Here is a 17,271-nt window from a genome sequence, read left to right as displayed (position 1 = left end):
GTATAAATAGCCACAGATTAACACAGATGGACACTGATTATATAAAAATAAAAATGCAGGGTATTAATGCTTAACAATTAATTTCAGTATGTATTAATGCTTTCCGCTATACTTACGAACATGAAATCTGTGTCCATCTGTGGTTGATTAACGTTACCCTTGCCTGAATCTGGGGATAAGGCGCATAGCATAGGCCAGGACGAGGTAGACTGCCCCGCTCAGGGCCAGGGGCAATAGGAAGAACAGCCCCGTTTTCCCCGGCAGCAAAAGACCGAATCCCACTATGACCGCCAGCATTCCGCCCGCCGGTAAAAGCAGGCCGGTGCCAAAGGCCATAAGTTCACGCAGCGGGAACCCTCCCAGCTCGCGTTTTATCATAATTCCCATTATAACACCATACAGCAGCAGGCAAAAAGCGGTAGAAAGGCTGATGCCGCTTATACCGGCGCTTTTATAGAGCAGGAAATCCAGTCCCACATTCAGCCCCACACACAGGAGACTGACCCGCATAGGTATATAGAACTTTTTCAGAGCGTAAAAGACCCGGTTGAATATTTCCTGGCAGGTATAGCCCGGCACCGCCAGGCTGTAAAACAGAAACGCCAGCGCGGTCATGGCGGTGGAATCACTGGTAAAGGCCCCGCGCTGATAAACCAGGGCGATAATGTCCTGGTAGTAGAAAGCCGTCAGGATGAGGTAAGGCAGGAGAATGAAGAATAAGGTGCGGAAGGCATAGCCCAGCATGGAGCGAATACCTTCATAATCGGTTTTCAGACAAAATTCAGATAGGCGGGGAAATACCACTGTGGACATAGCCACGATAAACACACTGGTAACGGTTATAAAAAGGTTGCTGCCGAATCCCAGAGCGGCCGCGGTGCCTTCCGGCAGGTGAGTGCCGAAAGAACGGTCAATGATGAGACAGAGCTGCAGAACCGAATTGCCAAGCAATATAGGTATAAGCTGGCGAAACATGCTCCTCGTGTGTTTATCCTGAAAATTCAGGGTTAGTTTCAGGCTGTACTTATCGCGTAACAAAGCCGGGGCCTGTATCAGGAACTGCAGCAGCCAGCCCGCGGTGGTTATATAGCCCAGGAAAATGATGTCATGGCGCTTCAGCAGCAGAGACGCAATGATCAGCAGATTAAACGGTATGCTGATGGAGGCGGAGAGCAGGAAATGCCCGTGTACCTGCAGTATGCCTGCGGTTATATAAGTCAGGCTGACAAAAAGCAGGGTAGGCATCATAATCCTGGTCAAAGCCGTAGTTATATGCGATATGTTGTCGTGCAGCCCGGGAGCTATAATTCCTGCCAGAAACGGAGCCAGAACCATGCCCAGGAGGGAAATGGCGCCGCATACCAGGGTAATCTGCCCCAGGAGGTTGGCGATATAGCGGTTGCGCTCCTCCAGGCTGCGTTCATTTACGTAATAAGTGAGGTCCGGAATGTTGACGGCGGAGAGCGCCTGCCCGATGCTGGCGAAGAACAAGCCCGGAAAGCTGAAAATCACCTGGAAAGCATCAGTCAGGGCCGTAGTGCCGAAAACGAACGCGAAAACGATCTCCCGGCAGAACCCCAATACCTTGGAGAAGAAAATCATCACCGAAACCGTTATAAAATTTTTACCCGTAGTCCCCATTTGTTTCATATAAAACCTCAATGCAAATATTCCTGTAGCCTTAACCCCACGCACCTTTTAATGCTATTACCTATTACCTATTACCTATTCCTATCCACCAATAATCTAAATAACTTATAAAAATCATCTGTGTCCATCTGGGGTAATTCGTAAACCCTGGAGCCCCTCGGCGAAGGCCTGAATATCCTCTTCGCGGGTGAGACGGTAGGTCCGGGCCGCGCGGCCCTGCGCGTCACAGTCAATGCCGTTGAACCATATGGCGGCTTTTATCTTCTTATAATACTTTATCTGCGTAAACATATCCTTAATCCAGGCGGCCTTGTCGCCTCCCACCAGGTTGCTGCCAAACTCCGTAATCATAAACGGGTAATTAAAATACTTGTTATAGTCGGTATACAAGGGGCCGTAAATAGCGCCAAAAGCCCGCCAAGTCTCGCCTCGATAGTAATTACCGGTATTGTAGCCGGTAAGGCCGATTATATCCACATATGCGCTGCCCGGGAAATAATTCAGGCAGTGGTTCCACTTGAACCCGGGAAAGGACATTTCGTTGGGGTTCCATACCCACAGGGCGTTATCGGCGCCTTCGCGTTGGAAAATTCCGTACACATGCCGCCAGGCGGCTTTGAATAGCTCGGGGTCCTTGGAGTAATAATAAGCCGACCACGCGCACCAGTCCCCGTTCATCTCGTTGTTCCAGCGCAACAAGATAGGATGGCCAAAGGACTTGACCTCCCGGGCATAACTTTCGTAATAACCGTCATATTTCCCATTCAGCAAATCATATATGACGCTGCTGTTGTCCGCGTCAGGCACCCAGGAGTGCAGAGTCAGCTCCAGGTACTTCCCCCGCTCGTAGGCACGGTCGGCCAGCTGGCGCGGGAATGCGCTGTATAGCCCCTGGTACCACAGCAAAAAGTCGAAATGGTGGTCCAGGCTTTTCTCCAGCTCCTCCAGATAACCCATGCTTTCCCCGGCCGTAGGTTCAAATATTCCCCAGCGCAGGGCGGAGGAGGGGCCGAAGTACTTGTCATAAAACTGTGCCGTTTCCGGGGGCCAGGAACGCCCGGGAGGAGCATACCAGGCGGTGTTGGCCGCTATACCGTTTTTGGGCATAAACTCGAAGCTATTGATCACCGGCATCCAGTCCCCCAGGGGCGCGGAAGACTTAATAATCAAGGTATATACCTCCCTGGAATTCTTTATAATCTCGGCACTGAGATAGTAGTTCTTATCACCGGGAAGAGAAAACAGCTTGCTGCGCTGCCACTGCAAAAGGTTAACCGTAAGCCCTTTTACCTTAAGCTTCTTGTCCAGGGTTACGGTATGGTCTTTTTTGTTCTTTAAAAAATCCCGGCTGCATTTGGTGTAAGCGGCCGCATAGTGAACGGTGCCGTTAAAATCATCGTGGTATATCTCCAGCCTGGTGGAAGGGTTAAACATAACCGTCTTTACAGCCGAAAGCGAGCAATCCACCTCCATGTCCGCCGGGAAATTTACCGCGTAACCGTGGGGATAATCATAGTAACGGTTGTACGTTGCCCAGCGGTTTAACCAGCTTGCAGTCATCCTCCGGCGCCCCTCCCGGAGCGGCAGCGATAACCCCGTTCCTGATATATGTATCATCCCCCAGCGCTATCTTGCCAGCGCCCAAAACAAGACCAAGCACTAATATAACGTTGATAATCCATGTAAATGCTCTGCGGTTATAGACTACGACCATATCTCCATATCCTTTCTAAAACATGATAACTACGTATTTGTCGTTGCGAGGAGCGAAGCGACGCGGCAATCTTGACATTAAGATAGCTTCGCTGCCGCTCGCATATCCAGCACCAACCTGAATATCTTTATACACCAAAATCAGTCTCTATCCGTGGCTATTTATCCCTAATCAACCCTATAGCCAGACGCGCGCTTTCCTTCGCGCGGGAGCGCAGGCCGGCAGCCTTTTCCGCTATTCCCGTTCTCGCTTCCCCTGGTTTGAGCATCTGCAGGATTTCCTTTCGCATCGCTGCCAGTTCCACATCCAGAGGGGCCAGCCCGAACTGCTTCAGGAAAGACTCCACCTTCGGATCATAGGAAATACCCGCAAAAGGCGTCCCCTGGCTGGCCGCAAAAATCAAGGCATGCAGACGCATGCCGATGAGCAGATGCAGCCTGGAAAACAGGGCCAGGTGTTCCTGGCTGCTGAGACGTTCCTCTATAAAATACGCCGGGCTTTTCATCGCGCCAGCCACCCGCTGTCCTGCTTCTATGTCCTCTGGATAAGCCAGGGGAATAAATAATATCCTGTAGCCCATTTCCGCCAGTTCATCTAAAACCAGGGGCAGATTATGCAGATCCCTGTCCAGGGCATCCCATCTTCGCAACGAAACGCCGATAATCTTTGCTTCGTTAAGGCCTTTTTGCAGGAGAACCCGGTCTATGCGCTCCTGATCCCTATCATCAGGCTGCAGGGAAAAAACCGGATCGGCGGTGATAACCACCGGAGGCCGCGTAATACCCAGGCTTTCAACATAACGGGCAGATTCCTCATCGCGCAGGGTAATCAGGTTTACCCGGTTGCCTATCCGGCGCATCAGGAATTTGCTGAAAGAACGGTTAATCGGCCCCATGCCCTGGGAGTAGAAAATAACCGGTTTACCCAGAGCCCGGGCCAGGGCCACCACGCTGATATAATAAGGAAGAGTGCGCGCGCTGGTCACATCCTGAAATATGCTGCCCCCGCCGCTTATTAAAAGGTCGCAGCTCCAGAGAGCATGAATAACCTGGCAGGGATTCATGTAGTGTACGGCTTGAATACCGTGCAGAGCGTAAGTGCGCCGGGGATGACCCGATAGAACCACGAACTCGCAGCCTGGTTCCAATTCCCTTATAGTGGAGGTTATAGCCGCCAACAAGGCTTCATCACCTGCATTATCAAAACCATAGTATCCTGATAAAACGATTTTCATCCCTACAGCTCCCAGCAAGCTATTCTGCACACAGCATAATATTATGCCAAAACCCCTCCCGGTTCAAGTCGACCGCTTATCGAAAAAAAGTCCAGACATTTGATCCGAAGATGTATAGTGGATTGCTGAACATAGAAAATATTCGGGAACAAATAGAACAAATCAGAAACGATTGAGACAATAACGAATTTGGTTGATACCAATATCCTAGTATATTACTTAATCAGTGATAATCTGTGGACCAAATCTGTGTTTATCTGGGGCTGATTATACTCCCCTGAAAGCCCGCCCGCATAAACTGCGTATATACCTAAAAAGCCCTGTAAACGTCCTGTTTCATACTGATTCTACATTATCCACCTGGAATTGCCATATGGACAACCCCGGGGGGCGGTGTTAGAATTGTTCTAGTATTTAGAGTTGTGGGGGGTTTCGTTTGCTGCCCTGGTATATATTGCTGCTTCTGCTGTTGTCGGCTTTTGTCATAGCCTATTTCTCCATGCCCCGGGTGATTAAACTAGCCTTTAGACTGGGGGCGGTGGACAGTCCCGACCAGCGCAAGGTGCATTCGCGCACCATGCCGCGTATGGGCGGCACGGCCATATTCCTGGCCTTTATGATTACCATGATTGTCTGTATGCATATTTCCGGTAAATACGGCAGCTCCTTTGCCGGTATGCTGTACGGGGCGGCTCTCATATTTGCCGTAGGTTTGCTGGATGATATATTCCAGTTGTCGCCCCTGGTCAAACTTAGCGGACAGATAATCGCGGCCGCTATCGCCATTTATGGCGGTCTGGTAGTGCATTTTGTCGCCAATCCCTTTGATGGATTCCTGCAGCTGGGTTATTTCGCCATACCGGTTACCTTCCTGTGGATCGTAGGCATTACCAACGCCATAAACCTCATTGACGGTCTGGACGGCCTGGCAGCCGGCGTATCGGTTTTAGCGGCTGTTACGATGGGAATCATCGCCATTATTAAAGGGCAACCCCTTCTGGCCGTTGCGGCTTTCATACTGGCAGCCTCCATCCTGGGTTTCTTGCCGTATAATTTTAATCCCGCCCGCAGCTTCATGGGAGACTCTGGCTCTAACTTCCTGGGCTTCGTTTTGGCCTGCCTGGCGATTATGGGCACCGCCAAAAGCGCCGCCCTGATATCATTGCTGATGCCGGTGGTCATACTGGGCATTCCCATTTTCGACACCTGTTTTGCCATAGTAAGGCGCGTATATAATAAAAACCCGATTTTTCTGCCGGATAAGGATCACCTGCACCACCGTTTGCTGGCCCTGGGCATGAGCCACCGCACCAGCGTCCTGGTTATATATGCCATCAGCGCCCTGTTTAACCTGGTAGCAGTAGTGCTGACCCTGATAAATAATCCCAAGGCCAACCTGGCCCTGATCCTGCTTCTCTTGCTGGTTATCGCAGGAGCGGACCGCATCGGTCTGATGACCGGCGAAAAGAGTAGCAACAGAACACAGCTTGACACAGATTTAACCCTGATGAACACAGATAAACTTCATATGTGAAGCGTGAGGAGTGAGGACTCCCATTACTTGGTTGCGAGGAGCGCGAGCGATGCGGCAATCTAAAACGTCCATATGAGTGCAGCTGTCGAAGAAGTGACATGGGGACGTTGCTTGAACGAAGTGAATGCCCGCGTCCTCATGTCACTTCTCATAGATATAGAAAATAATCCGTGTTAATAAGTGACCCATCTGTGTATATCTGTGATAAATAACACTGGAGGTTCCTATGCTTAAGAAGCCATTTATAAGAAATATGATCCTGCTCGGCCTGGCCTTTGGCATATTCTTCGGCGTAGGTTCCGGCCTGGCCGCACTCTTTAATCACTTTACCGCTTCCCCTGCTTCCAGCGAAGAAGAGGAGAAGGCGGCTATCGAAGGCGAGCGCACCAACATTCTTCTTTTGGGGGTCGATGCTCGTTCCGGTGAGAAACATTCACGTTCTGACACCATCATCCTGGTCTCAATCGATCCTGGTCTGAATAAAGTCGCCCTGATTTCCATTCCCCGCGACACCCGGGTAAAAATAGGCGCGTCTGAGGATAAGATCTGCGCGGCCAACTATTACGGCGGTCCCAGGTATACGAAAAGAATGGTGGAATCCCTGCTGGATACTACTATTGATTATTATATCGAGATGGACTTCAAGGGCTTTAAGAAAATCGTTGACACCCTGGGCGGGGTCAATATAAATGTACCCTGCCGTATGTATAAGCCCTCAGAAGACATAGACCTTAAACCCGGCCGGCAGAAACTGGACGGCAGGGGCGCGCTCGCCTTTGTGCGATATCGCGGTTATATTCAGGGCGATATTGATCGCACCGCTATGCAGCAGACCTTTATAAAAGCGCTGGCAGCCGAGGTGCTGCAGGCTAAGACTATCCCCCGTCTGCCCAAACTGGTCAGAGAATTGAACAACTACGTAGACACGGATATGAAAATCAGTGATGCGCTGCGACTGGCCAGCTGGGCTCCCGGTTTTGAGAGCGATTCGGTAATAGCGCAAACCCTGCCGGGCAGCTTTTATGACGTGCGCGACCAGTGGGGCAATCTTGCCAACAGCTTCTGGGTAGCCGACAATGGCAAGGCCAAAGGACTTCTGGATAATATGTTTGCCGGGCGCACCATAGCCGTTGTAGAAGGCGTTAAAACCGAATCCAATCCCGGTCCTGATGACAGCGAGGGTACAGAGACCCATGAACCAGATTCAGGGATTGTCAATGCCGGCAGAAAATACGAGCGGGCCAATCTTCCCAGCCCCGGCCACAACTTAATAAACAACCCGGCCCCGGCGGTTCCCCAAACCCCGCCCAGCCCCACCGGCCCGGAGGGATATATTTAGGAACGATTAACCACAGATACACACAGATTTAAGACTGATGAACACAGATAGTATTATAAAAGGTGCTAATTTATAGGGAAGCAGCTAAGTTTATTCGGGTTAAGAAAGAAAATCAATTTTGACATAGAATGGCACTAATATAATATGCTGACAATTTAATAAAAACGATGGTTAAAAAACATCTGTGAAAATCTGTGGCTCAAATCCGTATCCATCTGTGGTGAATATCTCTTGTGGGAGGTTTTTATGGAATACCTACACGAAGATATGACAAAGAAAATTATTGCTTGTGCTTATAAGGTACATAACACATTAGGTGCAGGTTTTCTTGAAAAAGTATATGAAAATGCTTTAAAAATTGAACTAGAACGAGAAGGTTTTCTAACAGAAAAACAAAAAGCCATAACAGTATATTATGAAGAAATCCCAGTCGGCGAGTATTATACGGATTTATTAGTAGACGAGATGTTAATTATTGAAATCAAAGTAGCAGCCGCCATTGATAAAGCTCATGAATCCCAGTTAATTAATTATCTCAAAGCCACTGGAATAAAATTAGGCTTGCTTATAAATTTCGGAACTAGAGTAAATGTAAGAAGAATTATAGTATAAAACATCTGTGTCAGAGGCCGAATTACCACAGATACACACGGATTTAACACTGATGAACACAGATAATATTATAAAAAGGTACTAATTTAAGGGAAGTAACTAAATTTATTTAAGATGTAAGAAATCATCTGTGAAAATCTGTGGCTCAAATCTGTGTCCATCTGTGGTGAATAACTTTCAAAGGAGATTATCATGAAAAAGTACATAATAACTGCGCTATGTGTTCTAGCCCTGGTCCTGGCGGTACATATTGCACCCGCCGAGGCCGGCAGCGGCACCGTCACTCAGGACGGGGTAAACGTCAGGAGCGGCCCGGGCCTTACCTATAACATTATAAACACCCTTACCAAAGGGACCGGTGTCACTATCATCGAGACCCAGGCCGGCTGGCAGCATATACAGTTCGGCAGCCTGAAGGCTGGGTAGCCGCCCAATACATAACCACCGCAAAACAAGACGTAACTCTCCGGGTAAAAGAAAACCAGGTCAACCTGCGCTCCGGCCCCGGCACTGCTTATGATGCCGTTGGCAAAGCAGACCAGGGAGATACCCTCTTCCTTCTCGATATCCAGGGAGACTGGTATAAAGTCAAGACCGCCTCCGGGAAGGAAGCATACATAAGACAGGATTTTACAGAGAAAGCAGCTGCAGCGGCCACTCCGGCTTCTACAACTACCACTCCGCCCCCGGCCCCGGCAGCCGGTTCTTCAACCAAGAGCGTCCAGGTCATCTCCGGCCCGCTCAAACTGCGCAGCGGTCCGGGCAGCACCTATGATTCTATAACCATGCTGGACAGCGGAACCATCTGCCAGGTTGTATCCAAAGAAGGCGACTGGTACAAAGTAAAGCTGTCCAGCGGCCAGACCGGCTATATAGCTTCCTGGCTGGTAAAAGAAACCACGGCGGCTTCCAACAGCGCTCCAGCCGCCGCCCCTGACAAAGCTGCGAACGCGTCATCAAATTCAACTTCCGCCCCGGTGGTAAACCTGGACGGGGAAAACCTTGTCATTTGATGTGCCGCCGGTTATCGAAAAAGACCGCACCCTGGTGCCATTGCGGGCCATATTTGAAGCCATGGGCTCGGCGGTGGGCTGGGATGGGGCCAATCAGACCGTTTACGCGCACCGGGCAGGGACCACTATCGTTTTAACCATCGGTTCCGCCAGTCCCACTGTAAACGGGGAAGTTAAAAAACTCGACGTTCCCGCCAAAATAATAAAGGACCGCACCATGGTTCCCCTGCGCTTTATCGCAGAAGCCTTCGGTGGCAAAGTGGATTGGGAAGCCAGCAGCCGCACTATTAGCATTACTTCTCCCCCGGCCAATAATCTGAAAGCCGCCAGCGTAACTACCACGGCAGCCGCCAATATGCGCACGCAGCCTTCCGCTGCCGCGGATAAAGTTGACCAGGCCGGCGCGGGCGAAAAACTGCCCGTACTGCAGGAAAAAGACGGCTGGTATCAGGTCAGCCGCGGAGCTGCCACCGGCTGGATAGCGGGCTGGCTGGTAAAAGTAGCCTGGCAAGAAAACCAATCCGGTTTAAATGACGCGAATCCCGGTGACAGCGCGACATCTATAGGACCCGCGCCTATAGCCAAGGATGTCATACATCTATCCCGGGTCAAAGACGAAAGCGGCATCAGGGTCTGTATAGAATCCGGCGCCCCGTTAAGAGGAGATTTAGACGAAGACGATGATAAAGTCACCTATGAGTTCAGCGGCCGCAAAGTCGAAGGGCTGAACTATTTTGAAGAGGAACTGGGCGGCAGCCTTTTAAAGGTCAGAGGCCGCGACAAAGACGATAAGGCGGTGGTGGAAATCGAATTCCCTTCCGGCACCGTATATAAAACCTCCAGCGAGGAAGGCGGAAACCGCGAGGTATTAACCATTCCCAATTTCATTCTCGATATTCAACGGACCAGTTTCTCAGGAAACGGTGAACGCTTGCTCATAAATACCGCCTACCCGGTTAAATATACCCACCAGCAGGACGGAAACGCCATAATTATAAAATTGAACCATGTGCTGGCCGGCAAAGCAGACCGTAAATATGAATATAACAGCAGCTTGATAAAATCGGTGGAGGTTGCGGATACAGCTACCGGTGATTTATCCACTACCATAATCATTAATACAGTTGATATGGGCAAATATGCCACCGGCGCCAGCGGAACCGGCAGCACCCTGAACGTAATGATGATAAACTCATCGGCCGTCAGAAAACGCAATGACAACCTGGTGGTGCTCGATCCTGGTCACGGCGGGAATGAAGTCGGGGCCTTGAAATTTGAATTAAAAGAAAAGGAGCTAAATCTCCCCATAGCCCTGAAGGTGGGGGAAATCCTCAAAGAGCGCGGGGTAGAGGTCGCATATACCCACAGTGACGACAGCACGGTCAGCCTGGACGAACGCTGCCAGATCGCCAACCGCCTGAACCCGGCTCTGTTCGTTTCTATTCATAACAACTCCAGCACCAAGTCCGATACGCAGGGCACTGAAACCTATTATTACGCTCCGGCCGACAACCCGGACCTCTTTATGATGCTGGACGAGAGAAAAGCCTTGGCAACCTGTATACAAGAAAGCATGACCCGCATCGTGGGCCGCCCGGATAAAGGCGTAAAAACCGCGAATTTCGCGGTCCTGCGCGGCACCATTATGCCCTCGGTCCTGGTGGAATGCATGTTTATCAGCAACCAGGACGAAAACCAGCTCATCCGCCAGACCTATTATCAGAACCTCTGCGCCCAGGCCATCGCCGAAGGCATTTTAAAGTATATGAAGAAATAAGGCGAAAAGTCACAGTTGATGTACTTGATAACGTAAGTGACAGGGGACGGTTCGAGCGTCCCGCAGCGAAGCGAAGGCCGGAGGAAAGACGATGGAACCGTCCCCCTGTCACTTTTGAATAACCCGCCAGGGCAAGCAACAATTACCAGCAAAAGCGTACAAGAAAAAGCAGGACAATATGGATAACTTGTAGAATAATAAGTAGGATTGTGCCAAATTTAGAACAAGTGGGACAAGGGACGGTTCGAGCGTGCTGCAGTGAAGTAAACCTGTTCCTGCTATGACAACAGGACAAGGTTGTTTCGCTGCGTTCGCAATAAACACAATAAAGAACTGCCATCCGGGACAGCCATATTGTCACGGATAAGTAAAATCGCGTTCCGGAAACCCGCGTACCTGTCGTTGCGAGGAGCGCAGCGACGCGGCAATCTAAAGTGGTATAGCAGGGATAGATTGCTTCGCTATCGCTCGCAATGACAAAAAAAGAATCTGTGGAAAATCTGTGTGAAGTGACATAGGGACGGTTCGAGTATCCCGCAGCGAAGCGTTTCTGCTCCCGAAAACCCGCGTACCTGTTGTTGCGAGGAGCGCAGCGACGCGGCAATCTTTAAATGATAAGTGATATGGGGACGTTGCTTGAACGAAGTGAATGCCCGCGTTCTTATGTCACTTATCATAAAAAATTATTCGTCTTGACCAGCGGCTAATTATAAGGATTTAAAATGACTAAGAAAAACAATGTCAAAAAGAAAAAATTAGAACCCGAACAACCTGCAGCCCCGAACAGCAAATTAACGGGCTATTTTTCCATATTCGTCTTTATCCTGGCCGCCGTCCTGGTCTTCTATCCCCCTTTTTTCCGCGGCCTGTTTTTCAGCGAAGACATATTCATATACCACATAGTTACTGCCATAGTGTTCCTGCTGGTCTGCATCGAAAAGATCTACCGCCAGGATTACACCTTTTTGCGCACCCCCCTGGACTGGGCGGTTCTTGCCTTCGCCCTGGCCTATCTTTTATCTTTAATTGGAGCCGTACACCCAGGTGAAGCCTTCTACGGCTTTTTAAAGGCCTTAAACTGGTTTATGGTATTTTGGATAGTATCCCAGGTCATTAAAAGCTACCGTTCATATACCTGGCTGTTAAACATTATCGTAGCCGCTGGAGTGGGGGTAGCCATAATTGGAATTCTGTCAGCCGCCGGTATCTACAAATACCCCTCGGCCTTTGACGGTAAAGTTATAATGTCTACTCTGCAATATAGAAATGCCTGCGGCGCATACCTGGCCGCTATTACCCTGCTGGCTGCCAGTCTGGGAATCTACACCCGGAACAGAATATTAAAACCCATATATTCTCTAGCAGCATATCTTATGCTCCTGGTTATCATCGGCACCATGTCCAAAGGAGTTTGGCTGGTCTTATTAGTATTCCTGTTGGTATTTGTAGCCGGGGTTCCTGGATTGAAGCGGCTTAAAGCCATCTATTTTCTTTTTATTTCCGGACTGGCCGCCGCCATTACTGCATTAAAATTCATTCCTGCGGTTACAGGGGGACAGGCCTCTTCAGCCATGCTCTGGTTGTTAATTGGTCTAATTATTGTGGCAGTCGGAGAACTGGGACGGGAACTTACCACCCTTGCCAGTCAACGCTGGGGATGGAAAAAACCTCTGCGGTTATTGCAGTAATATTGCTGCTCCTTATAGCCATTGCCGCTATCCCCCATAAGGATCAATCGCTGGCTGTCAAAGTCAAACATACCATTACTGAAATGAACATGATTCCATCGACAACGAGTTTCAGCTATGCAACCCGCCACATGCAGACCGATTGGGGACTGCAAATATTTAAGGATAATATGCTCAACGGGGCCGGAGCCGGGGCCTGGAACGCTTTATATCACCGATACCAGGACTACCTCTTCTGGACCACTGAAACCCACAATCATTTTGTACAGGTTGCTATTGAAACCGGAATAATAGGGTTAATGTCTTTCCTGGCCATGTGGGCGGGGCTTTTATTCATAACCGGCTGGCGGGCCAAAAGATTTTTCGTATTAGATAATAAAAATAATATCGAAGAACAAACCGGAAAATGGATATTGAATTGGGGTGTGGCCTGTGCGGCTATCTTGATAGGTGTACACGCCTTTTTCGATTTTGACCTTTCCCTTGGTGCTATGGATGTATTGCTGTGGAGTTTATTGGCCTTGGCGAATTCCGGGGCGGTAATTGACAGCATTTTTCAACCCAAAGCAGCCTCTGCCCCCTGGCTGCTTTTTACAGCCGGGATAGTACTTACAGCACTTTTAATGATTATGGGAGCCAGAAACACTATAGCCTATAACCTGTTTTTAGCCTGTGACAAGTCGATGCAGACAGCAGCCCAAATGAAGGATGGGCTGGAAAAGGAGAAAGAATTAAAGCGAATTCAGGAAATGGCTGAGCAGGCTGAAAAGCTTGACAACAATAATGCCCTCTATCCTGCTACCGTTGCCCAGGCCTGTGCTCTGCGCTTCCTTCCCCTAGCCAGGGCCAATGATTCCAGGGCTGCGGAATTAAGAAACTCCGCCCGGGAAGCCATTCATAAAACCGAAAAACTGGCTCCATATAACATCAGGGTTAGAGGCAGCATGATAAATTCGGCTATGATGCTGCAGGATTATGAATTGATGATGCATAATGCAAATTACCTATTAGAGGCTAATCCGCTCGATGCCAACGCCTATGATAACGTGGTAATGTTGTCCGCTATGGCTGCAGATAACAGCATGCAAAAAGGAGATAAACAAAAAGCTAAAACGTACCTGCAAAACGCCCTTAACAAGGCCGCGATAATGGACACCCAAAAGAAAAAGCTCAACCCCGCTCGGCTACAAGCCCCCTATTGGCAGGGCCGCCCGCTGGAGTTCAGTTCCCGTTCCTATTTTGAGTTAGGGAAGGCCAGTTATTTACTGGGGAAATACCAACAGGCAGAAGGTTATCTCCAGAAAATCATAGATAATCCGGGCGACCTGGCTCCTGAAATAAATGCAATTAAAGCCTGGTACTTTGCCGGCGTATATAAAAACGGCAGACAGGCTGAAGGCAATACGGCTATTCAGAATATTAATGATGCTCAGGCGGCAAATTTATATAGCCAGCTTATAAGCCTTAAACCATTAGATTAGGTAGAAATTAAACCTGGCACCAAATTAGGGAATCTGTTTGGAGGATAGTTTATGAAAATTGTTCCTGTAATAATGGCGGGAGGTAAAGGAGAAAGGTTCTGGCCCAAAAGCAGACAGAATCTACCCAAGCAGTTTCTAAGGCTGGTGGGAGAACAATCTATGCTGCAGCAAACAGTTAGACGTATGGAGAAAATGGTGTCCCTAAATGATATACATATAGTTACGGCTGAAGAATATGCAGGATTGGTAACTTCCCAGCTGCCTGATCTGCCTGAAGATAATATTATCCTTGAACCTGTGGGAAGAAATACTGCTCCATGTGTAGGTCTGGCCGCTGCCCTTCTGGCAGGTCGTTACGGCCATGAGGCTATCATGTTGGTTCTTCCTTCCGACCATTTAATATTAAATGAACAAGAATTCCTGGAGGTTCTTGAAGCCGCCATTAAAGGCGCCAGCTCTCCCGGCAGCCCCCTGGTTACTTTAGGCATTTCCCCGTCAGGACCTGAGACAGGTTATGGTTATATTAAGGCCGGAACCCCGTTAAACATTAATCTAAAATACCCGGTGTACCAGGTGGACAGGTTTGTAGAAAAACCCGATTTAGACACCGCTCGCCATTACATATCCACAGGCAGTTACTATTGGAACAGCGGCATGTTCATTTTTCAAGTGTCAGCAATATTAAGGGAAATGCAATCCCACCTGCCGGAGATGCTGGAAGTTTTACAGCTTATTGCCGGAAGCTCCGAATTTAACGAAACCTTGCGCAGGGAATATCCAAAGCTTAATCCCATTTCGATAGATTATGGCATTATGGAAAAGGCGGAAAAGGCACTGGTTATTCCTGGAAACTTTGGTTGGGATGATGTGGGAAGCTGGACCAGTCTGGAACGAATAGCTTCGTCAAACGATAATAACATAATTCGAGGTAATGTTACGGCTGTCGATTGCCAGGACTGCATTATTGAAGCAGGGGATAGACGACTGGTAGCTGTACTGGGGGTTAAAGACCTTATAGTGGTAGATACCGAGGATGCCACCCTAATCTGCCCGAAAGACAGAGCCCAGGATGTTAGGAAGATTCTCCAACAGTTGAAACAGAAACAACAGGTACATTATTTATAACTACCAGTATTGCTATGAATACTATGTATTTGTTCTTGCGAGGAGCGCAGCGACGCGGAAATCTTCTCCGGTTATCGTTGCTTAAATGAATAATGATCTAACACTTTTCGTTTAGCATGGCGGGTTAAAACCCGTGAAAATCGCGAGCCAGCGAAGTAATCTTTCTGCGAAAATTGCATTTATATTTTACATACGAGGAGGAACACGATGAAAACCGCCCTTATTACCGGTATAACCGGCCAGGATGGCTCCTATCTGGCTGAATTGTTGTTAAACAAAGGTTACAAGGTATATGGCATAAGAAGGCGCAGCAGCCAGATGAATTATGGATGCAGCGAACATTTAAAGAATGATATTGAGTTCATCTATGCTGACATGACTGATTTGACATCACTTATTCATGCGGTCGAGAAGTCCAGGCCTGATGAAGTATATAACCTGGCGGCGCAGTCATTTGTTCAGACCTCATGGGAACAGCCGATACTCACCACCGAGATAGATGGCCTGGGGGTAACCAACTTGTTGGAAGCCATTCGTCTGGTTAAACCATCCGCTCGCTTTTACCAGGCATCTACCTCAGAAATGTTTGGCAAAATACAGGAAATGCCGCAAAGCGAAAAAACCCCCTTTTATCCCCGCAGTCCTTATGGAGTAGCCAAGCTTTATGGCCATTGGATAACTATCAATTATAGAGAAAGCTACCATATGTTTAACTGCAGCGGGATACTGTTTAACCATGAATCTCCTCGGCGGGGGCTGGAATTTGTTACCCGCAAAATAAGCCATACCGTAGCTCGAATTAAATATAAGCAGGCCAATGAACTGCGTCTTGGCAATATGGATGCCAAACGGGACTGGGGTTTTGCCGGGGATTATGTGAGGGCCATGTGGCTAATGCTGCAGCAGCCTGTCCCTGATGACTATGTCGTTGCCACCGGAGAGACTCATACGGTAAGGGAGTTTGTAGACCTTGCTTTTAGATATGTCGGCTTGAACTACCAGGATTACGTAATAATTGACCCGCGTTTCCTCCGACCTGCGAGGTGGAGGTATTGATGGGGAATCCTGAAAAAGCTAAAACCGTGTTGGGATGGCAGCCGGAAGTGAGTTTCGAGGAACTGGTGTATATGATGATGGAAGCAGATTTGAGGTTGGTGCATGATGAGATCAAGGGTGTTGATCACGGGAGTGACCGGGTTTTCAGGACCATATCTGGCTGAATTTCTCCTAAAACAGGGTTTGGAGGTATGGGGAACCGGGCTTCCTTCACAAGAAGGCAATCTTTCACCCGGGGTAATTTTGAGACATGCCGATATCAACCGGATAGATCAGATTCTGGACCTCCTGGAAGAATGCCGGCCTGAAAGCATATATCACCTGGCAGCCCAGAGTTCAGTAGGCAGGTCCTGGCAGGAACCAGCGGAGACCATGCGGGTCAACCTGGAGGGGAGTATAAACCTCCTGGAAGCACTGCGGAAAATAAACAAAGCTTGCCGGGTTTTGCTGGTGGGCTCAGGGGAGGAATATGGCCCGGTAAGCCAGGACGAGCTCCCTATAAATGAATCAAGAAGGCCTGACCCTAAAAACCCTTATTCGTTAAGCAAGTTTTTTCAAAGCATGATAGGGTTGCAGTATTTTAACAACTATAAGATGGATATCTACCTGGCTAGAGCATTTAATCACACCGGACCTGGACAGGGCAGGGGCTTTGTGGTACCGGATTTCGCATCCCAGATTGCAGCCATAGAAGCCGAACAGCAGGAACCGGTTATACGGGTGGGCAACTTGGCGGCCCGCCGTGATTTTTCCGATGTCCGCGATGTGGCAAGGGCTTACTGGAGTATTATGGAAGAAGGAACCCCTGGTGTTATATATAACGTTGGTTCAGGCCGGGCTATAGCAATTCAGGAAATTTTAGACTATTTATTATATCTTAGCCCGGTAAAAATTAAGGTCGAAATTGACCCGGACAAGTTCCGCCCGGTGGACGTCCCTGTTTTGTATGGGGATATATCCCGGCTGCGCGCTGATACGAACTGGCGGCCAGAGATCCCATTAGAAAAGACATTAAAAGATACTCTCGAATACTGGAGAAAGAAATAGA

General features: G+C 48.8%; 15 protein-coding genes and 2 pseudogenes. 12 read left to right on the top strand and 5 right to left on the bottom strand.

Annotation, left to right across the window (positions count from 1 at the left end; all coding sequences use genetic code 11):
* Positions 1–153: 153 nt before the first annotated feature.
* The 4 genes from murJ to csaB form a co-directional block, all read right to left on the bottom strand.
* Complete coding sequence (gene murJ / locus JCM14374_RS06425; protein ID WP_054695010.1) at positions 154–1,650, bottom strand: murein biosynthesis integral membrane protein MurJ; 1,497 nt, start codon at positions 1,648–1,650, stop codon at positions 154–156.
* Between the two features lie 114 nt (positions 1,651–1,764).
* Positions 1,765–3,210, bottom strand: a complete 1,446-nt coding sequence (locus JCM14374_RS06420; protein WP_172674173.1) for a glycoside hydrolase family 26 protein — start codon at positions 3,208–3,210, stop codon at positions 1,765–1,767.
* The gene (locus JCM14374_RS13760) at positions 3,161–3,310 is read right to left on the bottom strand and encodes a hypothetical protein (protein WP_207641602.1); all 150 of its coding nucleotides are present in this window, start codon (positions 3,308–3,310) and stop codon (positions 3,161–3,163) included. The genes JCM14374_RS06420 and JCM14374_RS13760 overlap by 50 nt, the downstream gene beginning before the upstream one ends.
* Positions 3,311–3,521: 211 nt before the next feature.
* Positions 3,522–4,628, bottom strand: coding sequence for a polysaccharide pyruvyl transferase CsaB (csaB, locus tag JCM14374_RS06410; RefSeq protein WP_054695001.1), 1,107 nt, complete (start codon positions 4,626–4,628; stop codon positions 3,522–3,524).
* Between the two features lie 406 nt (positions 4,629–5,034).
* On the opposite strand from csaB, the gene JCM14374_RS06405 reads away from it, so the two are divergent.
* The 5 genes and pseudogenes from JCM14374_RS06405 to JCM14374_RS15720 all read left to right on the top strand — a co-directional run.
* A complete protein-coding gene (locus JCM14374_RS06405; protein WP_054694998.1) occupies positions 5,035–6,132 on the top strand; it encodes a glycosyltransferase family 4 protein in 1,098 nt (365 codons plus the stop codon).
* A 226-nt stretch (positions 6,133–6,358) separates the two neighbouring features.
* On the top strand, positions 6,359–7,471 hold the full coding sequence (locus tag JCM14374_RS06400) for an LCP family protein (RefSeq protein ID WP_054694995.1): 1,113 nt from the start codon (positions 6,359–6,361) through the stop codon (positions 7,469–7,471).
* A gap of 246 nt (positions 7,472–7,717) precedes the next feature.
* The gene (locus tag JCM14374_RS06395; RefSeq protein WP_054694993.1) at positions 7,718–8,083 is read left to right on the top strand and encodes a GxxExxY protein; all 366 of its coding nucleotides are present in this window, start codon (positions 7,718–7,720) and stop codon (positions 8,081–8,083) included.
* Positions 8,084–8,275: 192 nt separating this feature from the next.
* Positions 8,276–8,509, top strand: a complete 234-nt coding sequence (locus JCM14374_RS06390; protein ID WP_054694990.1) for an SH3 domain-containing protein — start codon at positions 8,276–8,278, stop codon at positions 8,507–8,509.
* Positions 8,470–8,655: pseudogene (locus JCM14374_RS15720) on the top strand (SH3 domain-containing protein); the annotation flags it as partial. The gene JCM14374_RS06390 and the pseudogene JCM14374_RS15720, both read left to right, overlap by 40 nt.
* On the opposite strand, the gene JCM14374_RS13460 reads toward JCM14374_RS15720, so the two are convergent.
* Complete coding sequence (locus tag JCM14374_RS13460; RefSeq protein WP_157049002.1) at positions 8,598–8,852, bottom strand: hypothetical protein; 255 nt, start codon at positions 8,850–8,852, stop codon at positions 8,598–8,600. The pseudogene JCM14374_RS15720 and the gene JCM14374_RS13460 overlap by 58 nt on opposite strands.
* 16 nt (positions 8,853–8,868) lie before the next feature.
* On the opposite strand from JCM14374_RS13460, the gene JCM14374_RS13755 reads away from it, so the two are divergent.
* From JCM14374_RS13755 to JCM14374_RS06350, 7 genes and pseudogenes are all read left to right on the top strand, one after another.
* The gene (locus JCM14374_RS13755) at positions 8,869–9,096 is read left to right on the top strand and encodes an SH3 domain-containing protein (RefSeq protein ID WP_054694986.1); all 228 of its coding nucleotides are present in this window, start codon (positions 8,869–8,871) and stop codon (positions 9,094–9,096) included.
* The gene (locus JCM14374_RS06375; RefSeq protein ID WP_054694983.1) at positions 9,086–10,873 is read left to right on the top strand and encodes an N-acetylmuramoyl-L-alanine amidase; all 1,788 of its coding nucleotides are present in this window, start codon (positions 9,086–9,088) and stop codon (positions 10,871–10,873) included. Before JCM14374_RS13755 ends, JCM14374_RS06375 begins: the two co-directional genes overlap by 11 nt.
* 722 nt (positions 10,874–11,595) lie before the next feature.
* Positions 11,596–12,561 (top strand): hypothetical protein, encoded by a 966-nt coding sequence (locus JCM14374_RS06370; protein ID WP_054694980.1) that lies wholly within the window; start codon positions 11,596–11,598, stop codon positions 12,559–12,561.
* Complete coding sequence (locus JCM14374_RS06365) at positions 12,531–14,042, top strand: O-antigen ligase family protein (protein WP_054694978.1); 1,512 nt, start codon at positions 12,531–12,533, stop codon at positions 14,040–14,042. The genes JCM14374_RS06370 and JCM14374_RS06365 overlap by 31 nt, the downstream gene beginning before the upstream one ends.
* 51 nt (positions 14,043–14,093) lie before the next feature.
* Positions 14,094–15,167, top strand: coding sequence for a mannose-1-phosphate guanylyltransferase (locus tag JCM14374_RS06360; protein ID WP_054694976.1), 1,074 nt, complete (start codon positions 14,094–14,096; stop codon positions 15,165–15,167).
* A gap of 207 nt (positions 15,168–15,374) precedes the next feature.
* Positions 15,375–16,387: pseudogene (gmd, locus tag JCM14374_RS06355) on the top strand (GDP-mannose 4,6-dehydratase).
* Entirely contained in the window at positions 16,356–17,270 is a 915-nt protein-coding gene (locus JCM14374_RS06350) for a GDP-mannose 4,6-dehydratase (protein ID WP_172674172.1), read from the top strand. Before gmd ends, JCM14374_RS06350 begins: the two are co-directional and overlap by 32 nt.
* Position 17,271 lies beyond the last annotated feature (1 nt).

It is taken from the genome of Syntrophomonas palmitatica JCM 14374, assembly GCF_001311885.1.
GTDB classification, from domain to species: domain Bacteria; phylum Bacillota; class Syntrophomonadia; order Syntrophomonadales; family Syntrophomonadaceae; genus Syntrophomonas_A; species Syntrophomonas_A palmitatica.
The sequence above is the reverse complement of the archived record's forward strand: the minus strand, read 5'-3'. Positions and strand labels throughout refer to the sequence as shown.